Below are 12,609 nucleotides of genomic sequence, written 5' to 3'. Positions count from 1 at the left end.
CACCACCCAGCGCCCGGGCACATGACCTCGGCCGACGTACCCGCCGTCCCCGCCGCGCCGTCACAGAGGGCCCCTAGAGCCCTCCCGACAACGCCCTGCGCCCCGGCCAGGACATCGGCCGGGGCGCAGGGCACAAGCGGGACGAGGTGGGCTTACTCCTCGTCGGAGTTCTCGTCGGAGCTCTCCGCCTCCGTCGCCGCACCGTCGATCTCCAGCAGCCGGCCCAGCTGCCGGCCGACGATGCGCTTGAACTTGCGCTGCTGGGGGCGCGTACGGTCGAGGACGGCGACTTCCAGACGCTCGGCGGGGATCTCCCGCTCACCGCCGTTCGGCTCCCGCGACAGCGCCTGGACGGCCAGCTTGAGCGCCTCCGCGAGGCTCATGCCGTCCTGGTGACGCTGGTCGAGGTAGCTGCTGATCTGCTCGGCGTTGCCGCCGACCGCGACCGAGCCGTGCTCGTCCACGATCGACCCGTCGTGCGGCAGCCGATAGATCTGGTCGCCGTCCGGCGTCTCGCCGACCTCGGCCACGACCAGCTCCACCTCGTACGGCTTCTCACCGGCCGAGGAGAAGATCGTGCCCAGCGTCTGGGCGTAGACGTTGGCGAGACCGCGGGCGGTCACGTCGTCCCGGTCGTAGGTGTAACCCCGCAGGTCGGCGTAGCGCACGCCGCCGATGCGCAGGTTCTCGTACTCGTTGTACTTGCCGGCGGCCGCGAAGCCGATCCGGTCATAGATCTCGCTGAACTTGTGCAGCGCGCGGGACGGGTTCTCGCCGACGAAGACGATGCCGTCGGCGTACTGCAGCACGACCAGGCTGCGGCCGCGGGCGATGCCCTTGCGGGCGTACTCCGCACGGTCGGCCATCGCCTGCTGGGGTGAGACATAGAACGGCGTCGACACCGGTTATCCGTCCCTTTCTGTGGAAGTCACTGGATCACCTTGGCAACACAGACCGGCCGGCTACAGCAGCGCGGCCCGCGGACCGTCCGGCTGCTCGAGACGCCGCGCCAGGATCGCGCGGGCGATCTCGGAGGACTCGTCCTCGGTGAGCCGGCGGAAGCCGTCGTCGGTGATCACGGTGACGATCGGGTAGATCCGGCGGGCGACATCGGGACCGCCGGTCGCCGAGTCGTCGTCTGCCGCGTCATAGAGCGCCTGCACCACGAGGGTCGTGGCCTCGGCCTCGCTCAGGTCGTCACGGTAGAGCTTCTTCATGGCGCCGCGCGCGAAGATCGAGCCGGAGCCCGTGGCCGCGTAGCCATGCTCCTCGGAGCGGCCACCGGTCACGTCGTAGGAGAAGATGCGGCCCTTGGCGCGGTCCACGTCGAACCCCGCGAAGAGCGGGACCACGGCCAGGCCCTGCATGGCCATGCCCAGGTTGGAACGGATCATGGTCGACAGCCGGTTCGCCTTGCCCTCCAGGGACAGCTGGGCGCCCTCGACCTTCTCGAAGTGCTCCAGCTCCAGCTGGAACAGCTTCACCATCTCCACGGCCAGACCCGCCGTACCGGCGATACCCACCGCCGAGTACTCGTCCGCCGGGAAGACCTTCTCGATGTCCCGCTGCGCGATGACGTTGCCCATCGTCGCCCTGCGGTCACCAGCGAGGACCACACCGCCCGGGAACGTCACGGCCACGATCGTCGTGCCGTGCGGCGCCTCGATCACGCCCTGGGTGGGGGGGAGCTGCCGGTTCCCGGGCAGCATCTCCGGCTGGTGCTCGGAGAGGAAGTCCATGAAGGACGAGGACCCTGGCGTCAGGAAGGCAGCTGGTAGACGCCCGGTGCTACGAGTGTTGGCTTCCACGCGATTCCTTCCACGTAAGCAGCAGCCCGCCTTATGGCATCGGGCCGATCCTTGAACTGCCCCAGTGCGGCATTGCAGCTGAAGCACAGTACGCCACGGACCCTACCCGTGTTGTGGCAGTGATCCACATGCTCTGCCGGAGCAGAAAGACATATGCAGCAGACCCCTTGCTGCTCCGCGATCAGGGCGTCACGCTCGGCTTCCGTCATGCCGTATTGGCGCTTCAGATGGCTTGCGCGGCCCTCGGCCGCTCGGCACCCTTTGCAGCGGGTCGACAACCCGTCCGAGGCAGTGGCATTTCGATGCCACTCACTCCACGGCTTGACCTCCCCGCACTTCAGGCAGAGCTTGTGCCCCTCAGGGACCTCAACCTTGGGTCGGACCTTCTTGCCCAGGCTCTGCTGATGCGCCCGGTGGTAGTCGGACGCACAGTCCCGGCAATGCCTCTGGAGACCGTCAAGGTTTGATCGCCGTCGCGCGAAGGCCGCGTGCGGCTTGACTTCGCCGCACCGCACGCAACGCTTCCCTTCTTCATTTCCCAAGGCCCGAGGCCCCGCAGCCCTCTAAATCGAAGGCTACTCGCCGCCTTTCTGAACGAACGACCTCACGAAGTCCTCTGCGTTCTCCTCCAGGACATCGTCAATCTCGTCAAGAACCGAGTCCACGTCGTCGCTCAGCTTCTCCTGACGCTCCTTGAGGTCCTCGGAAGCCTGCGCGTCCGCGGCCTGCTCCTCGACCTCCTCCGTGGAGCGCGTCGCCTTCTGCTGGCCGCCGCCGGTGTCCTTGGTCGCCATAACCCTCACCCCGCTCAGTTGCCCGACATGGTCGGCAGGTCGGCTTTCCTGCCGATCGGTGATGATCAGACCCTACAAGCCGGGTCTGACATCGGCCCCGCAGTTCCTACAACGAACGGGGGCCACTTCGATGATTCCCTGGCGGCGGGATTTCCACCCTGCCCGCCCGGTGCCCGCCGGAAGCCGTTCAGTTCCCGGACAACACCCTGACCAGGTCTTCTGCCGTGCGGCAGCGGTCGAGGAGCTCCTTGACGTGATTTCGCGTTCCGCGTAGCGGTTCCAGGGTTGGGACCCGCTGCAGGCTGTCGCGCCCGGGCAGGTCGAAGATGACCGAGTCCCAGGAGGCGGCCGCGACGTCGTCGGCGTACTGCTCCAGGCAGCGGCCGCGGAAGTACGCGCGCGTGTCCTCCGGCGGCTTCGCCCTGGCCCGGTCGACGTCCGCGTCGGTCAGCAGTCGCTTCATGCGCCCGCGGGCCACGAGACGGTTGTAGAGGCCCTTCTCGGGCCGCACGTCGGCGTACTGGAGGTCGACGAGGTGGAGCCTCGCCGCGTCCCAGTCGACGCCGTCACGACGCCGGTAGCCCTCCATGAGCTCCCGCTTGGCGACCCAGTCGAGCTCGCCGGCGAGACTCATCGGGTCGCGCTCCAGGCGGTTCAGGGTGTCCTCCCAGCGGGCGAGGACGTCCTTGGTCTGCTCGTCGACGTCCGCGCCGAAGCGCTCCTCGACGTACTTGCGCGACAGCTCGTAGTACTCCATCTGCAGCTGCACCGCGGTGAGTGTGCGGCCGCTGCGGAGCGTGACCAGGCGCTTCAGTGACGGATCGTGCGAGACCTGGTGCAGCGTGCGTACGGGCTGGTCGACCGCCAGGTCCACGGCGATGAAGCCGTCCTCGATCATCGACAGGACCAGGGCCGTGGTGCCCAGCTTGAGGTAGGTGGAGATCTCCGAGAGGTTCGCGTCACCGATGATCACGTGCAGGCGGCGGTACTTCTCGGCGTCGGCGTGCGGCTCGTCGCGCGTGTTGATGATGGGGCGCTTGAGCGTCGTCTCGAGGCCCACCTCGACCTCGAAGTAGTCGGCGCGCTGGCTCAGCTGGAAGCCGTGTTCGTGGCCGTCCTGGCCGATGCCGACGCGGCCGGCACCGGCGAAGACCTGGCGGGAGACGAAGAAGGGCGTGAGGTGGCGCACGATGTCCGAGAAAGCGGTTTCCCGCTTCATCAGGTAGTTCTCGTGGGTGCCGTAGGAGGCGCCCTTGTTGTCGGTGTTGTTCTTGTAGAGGTGGATGGGCTGGGCGCCGGGAAGCTGGGCCGCTCGTTCCGCGGCCTCGGCCATGATCCGCTCGCCGGCCTTGTCCCAGAGGACGGCGTCGCGCGGGTTGGTGACCTCGGGGGCGCTGTACTCGGGGTGTGCGTGGTCGACGTAGAGGCGCGCGCCGTTGGTCAGGATGACGTTGGCGAGGCCGATGTCCTCGTCGGTGAGCTGGCTGGCGTCGGCGGCCTCGCGGGCGAGGTCGAAGCCTCGCGCGTCACGCAGCGGGTTCTCCTCCTCGAAGTCCCAGCGGGCCCGGCGTGCCCGGTGCATCGCCGCCGCGTAGGCGTTGACGATCTGGGACGAGGTGAGCATGGCATTGGCATTGGGGTGGCCGGGGACGGAGATCCCGTACTCCGTCTCGATGCCCATTACTCGCCGTACGGTCATGCGGCCCTCCTTGCCCGGCGGCGCCCTCGGTCGGGGACGCCGCTCAAGTACCGCTGGCGCTCCGGTGCGTGTGCGGTGCCCGTCCCCGCACTGCGCGACTCGGCGGTACCGAAGAGCCTAGAACGCCTTTGCGCTGGTGTGGAGATCATTTGCGTCATTGCCTGCGCGCCTCTTGTCCGGTTGTCGCCTGAAAAGCAGGCGGCTGCGGGTACCCGGTGGGGGCACCCGCAGCCGCCCTGTCTTTACAGGTACTGCCCGGTGTTCGCCACCGTGTCGATCGAGCGTCCGGTGTCCGCGCCCTGCTTTCCGGTGATGAGGGTGCGGATGTAGACGATCCGCTCGCCCTTCTTTCCGGAGATCCGGGCCCAGTCGTCCGGGTTGGTGGTGTTCGGCAGGTCTTCGTTCTCCTTGAACTCGTCCACGCATGCCTGGAGGAGGTGGGAGACGCGCAGACCCTTCTGGTTCTTCTCGAGGAAGTCCTTGATCGCCATCTTCTTGGCACGGCCCACGATGTTCTCGATCATGGCGCCGGAATTGAAGTCCTTGAAATAGAGGACTTCCTTGTCACCGTTGGCGTAGGTGACCTCCAGGAAGCGGTTTTCCTCGGATTCGGCGTACATGTGTTCCACTGCCGTCTGGATCATGCTGCCGACGGTGGTGGTCTTGTCGCCGCCGTGTTCGCCGAGGTCGTCCGAGTGGAGCGGAAGACGCTCGGTGAGGTACTTCCCGAAGATGTCCTTGGCCGCCTCGGCGTCCGGACGTTCGATCTTGATCTTCACATCGAGTCGGCCGGGCCGCAGGATGGCGGGGTCGATCATGTCCTCGCGGTTGGAGGCGCCGATCACGACCACGTTCTGCAGGCCCTCGACACCGTCGATCTCGGCGAGCAGCTGCGGGACGATCGTGTTCTCGACGTCCGAGCTGACACCGGAGCCGCGGGTGCGGAAGAGGGACTCCATCTCGTCGAAGAAGACGATGACGGGGGTGCCCTCGCTGGCCTTCTCACGAGCACGCTGGAAGACGAGGCGGATCTGCCGCTCGGTCTCGCCCACGTACTTGTTCAGGAGCTCGGGGCCCTTGATGTTGAGGAAGAAGCTCTTGCCGGCGGCCTGGCCGGTGACCTCGGCGACCTTCTTGGCCAGCGAGTTGGCGACGGCCTTGGCGATGAGCGTCTTGCCGCATCCGGGAGGTCCGTAGAGCAGGACGCCCTTCGGGGGGCGCAGCTCGTGCTCCTTGAAGAGGTCCGGGTAGAGGTACGGGAGCTCGACCGCGTCGCGGATCGCCTCGATCTGGCCCCCCAGACCGCCGATCTGCTCGTAGCCGATGTCTGGGACCTCTTCGAGGACGAGTTCCTCGACCTCGCTCTTCGGTACGACCTCGTAGACGTAGCCGGACCTGGGTTCGAGCAGGAGGGCGTCGCCGGGGCGGATGGTGACGTCCAGCAGCGGCTCGGCGAGCCGCACCACCCGTTCCTCGTCGGTGTGCCCGAGCACCAGGGCGCGCTCGCCGTCCTCGAGGATCTCCTTGAGGGTGACGATGTCCCCGACGCGCTCGAATTCCATGGCCTCGACCACGTTGAGCGCTTCGTTGAGCATGAGTTCCTGGCCGCGCCGGAGCTCCTCGAGCTCGACGCTGGGGCTGACGTTCACCCGGAGCTTGCGGCCCCCGGTGAAGATGTCGGCGGTGCCGTCCTCGTTCGCTGTGAGGAAGACACCGAAGCCGGCCGGCGGCTGGGCGAGCCGGTCGACCTCCTCCTTGAGGGCCACGATCTGGTCGCGGGCCTCACGGAGTGTGTTGGCGAGTCGCTCGTTCTGGGCGGACACGCCGGCCAGGTTGGTCTGCAGCTCGACGATCCGCTCTTCGAGAATCCTCGTGTGTCGCGGAGAGTCGGCGAGCTTACGTCGCAGGACGGCGATCTCCTGCTCAAGATAGGCAATCTGCCCGGCCGGGTCGTCGGACCCGCGTCCCGGGCGGATGCCGCGGTTCATGTCGTCGTCGTGGGCTGCCACGGTCCTCACCTCCTCCAAGGGGAGCTGGACGCTTCCAGACCCTACCTGGGTGGGTGTCGATTGAAACCCCTAGATCACAAAGACTGTCAAGGTGTGTCGTCGGTCACCCTGTGCTCTCCCTCGTGCCGTGTGGATACCCACTCAACGGGATTCGGAAGCCGAGTGTTCCAACGTCGGAGGGGTCAAAGTCTTCGAAGGCAGCGCGAGTTGCCCGATGGGCCCGCTTCAGGTGGCGGTCGTCGGGGTGTGGCGCGATCCGGACGGGGTACCGGGCGACCAGACGCGTTCGCGGGCCTCGCCCGGCGCTTACGGACCGGAGTGGGCGGGCACCCACCGCACACGCTGCCGCGGGTGGCCGGAGGTAGGGTCGAGGCGTTCCGTACCCGGCTGAGGAGACCGCAGGAGACATGACCGTGCAGCAGGAGGCAGAAGTCGGCGGCGACGCGCTGGAGGTCTGGATCGACCAGGACCTGTGCACCGGCGACGGCATCTGTGCCCAGTACGCGCCGGAGGTGTTCGAGCTGGACATCGATGGCCTGGCCTATGTGAAGGGCGCGGACGAGGAGCTGCTGCAGGACGCGGGGGCCACGACGCGCGTGCCGTTGCCGGTGTTGACGGATGTCGTGGACTCGGCGCGGGAGTGTCCCGGCGAGTGCATCCATGTGCGTCGCGTTTCGGACAAGGTGGAGGTGTACGGCCCGGACGCGGAGTGAGCGTCCGGACACGTTGCATCACGGTGCCTGCGGCGGCGAATCGGCGCAGGTGAGCCCCGCCTCTCCGGCATGATCCGCCGGACGGCCCCTAGACGCTGTGCGCTCCCGCGGGTGTGGAGCGTACGAACGCGCCGTTCTTCCACTGCCACTTCGCGTCGGCCTTCACATCGGGGCAGCAACTGGGTACGTCGGCCGTGGAGTAGCCGAGGAGTGAGGCGAAGACGGCTCCGTCGCGCACGGCGACGGTGGTGATGGTCTGGCGGTCCTTGGGGGCGACGAGGGTGGCCACCACGCGCGGGTGCGCGGCGTCCTCGGCCTGAGTGAGGACGTAGACGCCGTCGGGCGGGGTGCCCATGGGGGCGTCGCAGTGGACGACGGCCACGGTTTCGGGTCGGCCGTCTCCGTCGAGGTCGCCGGTGGCCTTCCGCTGCACGAGGGCCTTGACCGGCCCGCAGTCGAGGGGGAAGTCGACGCCGGTGGTGGTCGGGGGCGCGGCCGCGGGTGCGGTCTTCGATTCGGGGCCGGTTGCCTGGGCGGCCGTGGCCGAGCCCGGCTGGAGAAGCGAGGAGAGGGCCACGACGGCGGCGAGGGCTGTCGCGGTGGCGAGCCAGTGAATCGGGCGGGTGTGGGTGTGCGCGAGTTCCGGGACGGCGGATTGCTGCACTAGGTGCGTCTCCCGTGGGGGCTGTGCCGGTGGATGGCCAGCATGGTGCCACACGTCACACTGCGAGGGAACGGTGGGGTGCGCGGCCGGAGTCGTACGGGAGCGGGACGGCGACCCGACACCTCACCCGGCGTCAACAAAAAGGCGCCGTGGTGGAGTTCTCCCTGTGTTGTGGGAACTCCACCACGGCGTGATGACGTTGACTGCGGCACAGGGCCGCCTCAGCGGCCGACGCCTCCGTCGGCGTTGGGGCCGCTGTAGTCCTCGCCGTAGGCGCCCTTGGCGGGGCGGCGGCGGCGCATGGGCGGCTCGACGCCGTCGGCGAGGCGGCGGGCGGTCAGGAGGAAGCCGGTGTGGCCGATCATCCGGTGGTCCGGGCGGACGGCCAGGCCCTCGATGTGCCAGTTGCGGATCATCGACTCCCACGCGGTCGGCTCGTTGAAGCCGCCGAGTTCGCGGATGGACTCGACGGTCCGGGCGAGCTGGGTGGTGGTGGCGACGTAGCAGCACAGGATGCCGCCGGGCACGAGCGCCTTGGAGACGGCTTCCAGGCACTCCCAGGGGGCGAGCATGTCGAGGATGACCCGGTCGACGTCGGTGTCGCTCAGGTTGTCCTGGAGGTCGCCGACGGTGAGCTGCCAGGCGGGGTGCGGGCCGCCGAAGTAGCGCTCGACGTTTTGCTGGGCGATCTCGGCGAAGTCCTCGCGGCGCTCGTAGGAGTGCAGCATGCCCTGGTCGCCGATGGCGCGCAGCAGGAAGCTGCTGAGCGAGCCGGAGCCGACGCCGGCCTCGACGACGCGGGCGCCGGGGAAGATGTCGGCGAAGGCGAGGATCTGCCCCGCGTCCTTGGGGTAGACGACGGCTGCCCCGCGGGGCATGGACAGGACGTAGTCGGGGAGCAGGGGGCGCAGCGCGAGGTAGGCGACGTTCCCGGTGGTGCGGACGACGCTGCCCTCGGGAGCACCGATCAGTTCGTCGTGCGGGAAGGAACCCTTGTGGGTGTGGAAGTTCTTCCCGGCCTCGAGCGTGAACGTGTAGTGGCGGCCCTTGGGGTCGGTCAGCTGTACCTGGTCCCCGACCTTGAAGGGCCCGCGCCTGCGGGCGGCACCGGTCGGTTCGGACATGTGAACAGCCTACCGGGGTTTGCGGGGGCCGCCGACCATGGGGAGGGGCGGTCCGTCCTAGGACGGCCTGGCCATCGCCTTGACGAACGCGCGCTCGACGTCGGCGGCGGACAGCACGCCGTAGATCTCGCCGGTCTCCTCGACGACCAGGTATTCGGTGGCGGGGGTGGCGCGCAGGGCGTCCAGGAGGTCCTCGCCGGCGAGTTCGGCGGAGACGCGCATGCCGTCGGTGAGGTCCTGGGCGAGGCCGCTGACGGGGACCCAGGGACGGCGGTGTTCGGGTACGCCGACGATGGCGGCCTCGCGGACGAGGGAGACGGGTTCGCCGTGGGCGTCGACGACGACGAGGGCGCGGGCTCCGGCGTCGTTGGCGCGGCGCAGGGCTTCGGAGAGGGAGGTGTCGGTTTCCACGGGGACCGCGCGGCGGGTGAGGGTGCGGGCGCGCAGTTCGGGGAGGTGTTCGCGCAGGCGGGCCATGCGCAGGCTGTTGCCGGCGCCGGTCCAGATGATCGCGGCGAGGATGGCGGCGAGCAGGGCGTCCATGACCGTGTCCATGCCGACGCTGTCCTCGGCGGCGGAGCCGAGGGCTCCGGACTGGGTCAGCAGGGGCAGTCCGATCAGGACGGTGACGGCGAGGGCGCGGCCGACCCAGGCGGCGGCGATGGTGCCCGTCATCGGCTTGCCGGTGATCTTCCAGACGACGGCGCGCAGCATGCGTCCGCCGTCGAGGGGGAGGCCGGGCAGGAGGTTGAAGGCGGCCACGATGAGGTTGGAGATCATCAGGCCGGCCAGCAGGACGCCGGGGACGGTGCCGGGCTCGACGGGCTGCATGGCGAGGTAGAAGAGGCCTGAGAGGACAAGGGAGAGCAGCGGGCCGACGAAGGCCAGCACGAACTCCCGGCCGGGGGTCTCGGCCTCCTTCTCGATCTCGGAGACGCCGCCGAAGAACTGGAGCTGGATGCGGCGGACCGGGAGTTTGAAGCGGAGGGCGGCGACCGTGTGGGCCAGCTCGTGGACGAGGACGGAGGCGTAGAAGGCGACCGCGAAGAAGAGGGACACGAGGTAGCGCAGGGCGCCGAGTTCGGGCAGGACACGGTCGAGTTGGCCGCCGAAGACCCAGGTGATCAGGATCGCTACGAGGAACCAGCTGGGCGCGACATACACGGGCACCCCGAACGGCCGCCCCATCAGCAGCCCGCCCCGAGTGCTCTCCGGGGGCCGCGGGGGGCGTCCCTTGGTGCCGGAGTGGGCGTGAGCGTGGGCCGGGTGGGTGTCTGCGTGGTTCTCGGCGTAATTCCCGGCGGGGTGGTTCTCGGCCGGTCGGGCAGGGTGCCGGTCACGACCAGGCACGGGGCTTCCCGGCTGACCGGAGGTCATGCCGTGTTCGGGGCCAGGGGGCTCGGGGTGCCCGGCGGTGGCATCGCTGTCGGGGGCGGTGCCCTCGGGGCGCCCGGCGGTCGTGCCGGCTCCGGGCGCGGCGGTCCCGGATTGCCCGGCGGTCGTGCCGGCCGCGGGGTCGGCGGCGGTCGTGCCGTCATCGGGAGTGGTCGGCGCCCTGGTCTCCTCGTGCGTGCGGTCCTCAGGCGCGTGGGACGCGGGGCGTGTCGCGTGGGTGGGGTCCTCGGGTGTAGCCGGTGCGGGCGTCTGTTCGTTCCTGTGTGCCTGCGGGGCGTCATCGGGGCGGTCCGTGCCGTCGGCCGCCGGGGGCTCGGGCTCCGCTGTCGTGTCCTCGGCCGGTTCGTCCGGAGTTTCGGGGCCGGTCGGGGGCTGGGGGGCCGCGCCGTTGAGGTCCGGGTGGGTGGGGTCGTCGTGCGGGGTCGGGTCGGGGCGTGTGGGGTCGGCGTCCTGGGCCGCGGGCCCTGTGTGGTGCTCGGCCGCCTCGTCGTTGCCCGGGCGCGGCTGCCCGCTCCCGCCGCTTTCCACCACGGTGTCCCCTCGTTTGCAGCGTCTTCCGCGCCTGCCGGGCGGATGGTCTCGGGTCGATGGTATGCGTCCGTCGCGGCGCGTTCCGCCCGGCACCCCTGTGTTTTCCGTGCCGGGGTGGCCGTCACGGCCCGCGGGTGGGTCACTGTCAGTGGCGGGCCGTATGGTCTGTGGTCATGGAGACCAGCACCGAGGGCGTCGAGCCATCCCCCAGCGACGGTGTCGTACCGGACGAGGCGCAGGCCGTGGAGCCGAAGGCCGTCGCGATAGCGCCCGCCTCCCTGTCACCCTCGCGTGCGAGTGACTTCATGCAGTGCCCGTTGCTGTACCGGTTCCGGGTGATCGACCGGCTGCCGGAGAAGCCGAGTGAGGCGGCGACCAGGGGCACGTTGGTGCACGCGGTGCTGGAGCGCCTCTTCGACGCCCCGGCGGCCGAGCGCACCGCGCCGCGCGCCAAGTCGCTGATCCCCGGCCAGTGGGACCGGCTGCGGGAGAGTCGGCCGGAGGTCGTGGAGCTGTTCGCCGACGATCCGGAGGGCGAGCGGCTGGCGCGCTGGTTGGGTGAGGCGGAGCGGCTGGTGGAGCGCTGGTTCACGCTGGAGGACCCCACGCGGCTGGAGCCCGCCGAGCGGGAGCTGTTCATCGAGACCGAGTTGGAGTCCGGGCTGACGCTGCGCGGGATCATCGACCGCGTGGACGTGGCTCCGACGGGTGAGGTGCGGATCGTCGACTACAAGACGGGCAAGGCGCCGCGGCCTGAGTATGCGGAGGGTGCCCTGTTCCAGATGAAGTTCTACGCCCTGGTCGTCTGGCGGTTGAAGAGGGTGGTCCCGCGTCGGCTCCAGCTCGTGTATCTCGGCAGCGGTGACGTGCTGACGTACGACCCGGTCGTCGCCGACCTGGAGCGGGTGGAGCGCAAGCTGCTCGCGCTGTGGGAGGCGATTCGTCTGGCGACGCACACGGGTGACTGGCGGCCCAGGCCCACGAAGCTGTGCGGCTGGTGCGACCACCAGGCGCACTGTCCGGAGTTCGGCGGCACGCCCCCGCCCTATCCGCTGCCGTTGCCGGTGAGGGCGGCCGAGTCCGGCGAGGTCACGCAGGGCAGAATGGGGCCGGACTAGCGAAGGAGACTTACGTGGCCATCCGCGTCCTACTCGTCGACGACCAGCCGCTCCTGCGTACGGGCTTCCGGATGATCCTGGAGGCCGAGCAGGACCTCGCGGTGGTGGGCGAGGCCGGAGACGGCCTTCAGGCGCTCGATCAGGTGCGGGCCTTGCAGCCCGACGTGGTTCTGATGGACATCCGCATGCCGCGGATGGACGGCGTGGAGGCGACCCGGCAGATCACCGGGCCGGGGCGGGACGGCCCGGCGAAGGTCCTGGTGCTGACGACGTTCGACCTCGACGAGTACGTGGTGGAGGCGCTGCGCGCTGGTGCCAGCGGCTTCCTGCTGAAGGACGCGCCGGCCAACGAGCTGGTGCAGGCGATCAGGGTGGTGGCCGCCGGTGAGGCGATGCTCGCGCCGAGCATCACCAGGAGGCTGCTCGACAAGTACGCCACGCATCTGCCCTCCGGCGACGAGCCGGTGCCGGACACACTGCACACGCTGACCGACCGTGAGGTGGAGGTGCTGAAGCTGGTGGCGCGCGGTCTGTCGAACGCGGAGATCGCCGCTGACCTGTTCGTCAGCGAGACCACCGTCAAGACCCACGTGGGGCACGTGCTGACCAAGCTGGGGCTGCGTGACCGGGTGCAGGCCGCGGTGTACGCGTACGAGAGCGGTCTGGTGCGTCCCGGGGCGCAGTAGCGGGCGGACGGCTTCGGACACGCGTAGGGCGCCCCCTTCCACAGGGGGCGCCCTACGCGCATGTTCAC

General features: G+C 69.4%; 12 protein-coding genes. 3 read left to right on the top strand and 9 right to left on the bottom strand.

From position 1 onward, the window contains the following. Positions 1 to 152: 152 nt before the first annotated feature. The 6 genes from prcA to arc form a co-directional block, all read right to left on the bottom strand. Positions 153 to 902, bottom strand: a complete 750-nt coding sequence (gene prcA / locus AC067M_RS13555) for a proteasome subunit alpha (RefSeq protein WP_478697171.1) — start codon at positions 900 to 902, stop codon at positions 153 to 155. Positions 903 to 962: 60 nt separating this feature from the next. Continuing rightward, positions 963 to 1,808, bottom strand: a complete 846-nt coding sequence (gene prcB / locus AC067M_RS13550) for a proteasome subunit beta (RefSeq protein WP_478697170.1) — start codon at positions 1,806 to 1,808, stop codon at positions 963 to 965. Then, entirely contained in the window at positions 1,760 to 2,350 is a 591-nt protein-coding gene (locus tag AC067M_RS13545) for an endonuclease VII domain-containing protein (protein WP_478697169.1), read from the bottom strand. Before AC067M_RS13545 ends, prcB begins: the two co-directional genes overlap by 49 nt. Positions 2,351 to 2,383: 33 nt before the next feature. After that, positions 2,384 to 2,602, bottom strand: coding sequence for a ubiquitin-like protein Pup (locus tag AC067M_RS13540; RefSeq protein ID WP_361931663.1), 219 nt, complete (start codon positions 2,600 to 2,602; stop codon positions 2,384 to 2,386). A gap of 187 nt (positions 2,603 to 2,789) precedes the next feature. Then, on the bottom strand, positions 2,790 to 4,301 hold the full coding sequence (dop, locus tag AC067M_RS13535; protein ID WP_478697168.1) for a depupylase/deamidase Dop: 1,512 nt from the start codon (positions 4,299 to 4,301) through the stop codon (positions 2,790 to 2,792). 242 nt (positions 4,302 to 4,543) lie between these two features. Then, complete coding sequence (gene arc / locus AC067M_RS13530; protein ID WP_478697167.1) at positions 4,544 to 6,310, bottom strand: proteasome ATPase; 1,767 nt, start codon at positions 6,308 to 6,310, stop codon at positions 4,544 to 4,546. 407 nt (positions 6,311 to 6,717) lie between these two features. Here arc and AC067M_RS13525 point away from each other — a divergent pair, with 407 nt between their 5' ends. Next, positions 6,718 to 7,023 carry a ferredoxin gene (locus AC067M_RS13525; protein WP_478697166.1) on the top strand — a complete coding sequence of 102 codons (306 nt, stop codon included), beginning with the start codon at positions 6,718 to 6,720 and terminating at the stop codon, positions 7,021 to 7,023. Positions 7,024 to 7,111: 88 nt separating this feature from the next. On the opposite strand, the gene AC067M_RS13520 is transcribed toward AC067M_RS13525, so the two are convergent. The 3 genes from AC067M_RS13520 to AC067M_RS13510 form a co-directional block, all read right to left on the bottom strand. Continuing rightward, a complete protein-coding gene (locus AC067M_RS13520) occupies positions 7,112 to 7,687 on the bottom strand; it encodes a hypothetical protein (RefSeq protein WP_478697165.1) in 576 nt (191 codons plus the stop codon). Positions 7,688 to 7,908: 221 nt separating this feature from the next. Next, on the bottom strand, positions 7,909 to 8,811 hold the full coding sequence (locus tag AC067M_RS13515) for a tRNA (adenine-N1)-methyltransferase (protein WP_133929354.1): 903 nt from the start codon (positions 8,809 to 8,811) through the stop codon (positions 7,909 to 7,911). 57 nt (positions 8,812 to 8,868) lie between these two features. Beyond that, positions 8,869 to 10,737, bottom strand: coding sequence for a site-2 protease family protein (locus AC067M_RS13510; protein ID WP_478697164.1), 1,869 nt, complete (start codon positions 10,735 to 10,737; stop codon positions 8,869 to 8,871). A 173-nt stretch (positions 10,738 to 10,910) separates the two neighbouring features. Here AC067M_RS13510 and AC067M_RS13505 point away from each other — a divergent pair, with 173 nt between their 5' ends. Both AC067M_RS13505 and AC067M_RS13500 read left to right on the top strand, forming a co-directional pair. Continuing rightward, positions 10,911 to 11,855 carry a RecB family exonuclease gene (locus tag AC067M_RS13505; protein ID WP_478697163.1) on the top strand — a complete coding sequence of 315 codons (945 nt, stop codon included), beginning with the start codon at positions 10,911 to 10,913 and terminating at the stop codon, positions 11,853 to 11,855. A gap of 14 nt (positions 11,856 to 11,869) precedes the next feature. After that, positions 11,870 to 12,541 carry a response regulator gene (locus AC067M_RS13500; RefSeq protein WP_030606450.1) on the top strand — a complete coding sequence of 224 codons (672 nt, stop codon included), beginning with the start codon at positions 11,870 to 11,872 and terminating at the stop codon, positions 12,539 to 12,541. Positions 12,542 to 12,609 lie beyond the last annotated feature (68 nt).

It is taken from the genome of Streptomyces sp. NPDC043427 (assembly GCF_056436655.1).
Note: the sequence above shows the minus strand (reverse complement) of the source record. Positions and strands in the feature narration are given on the sequence as shown.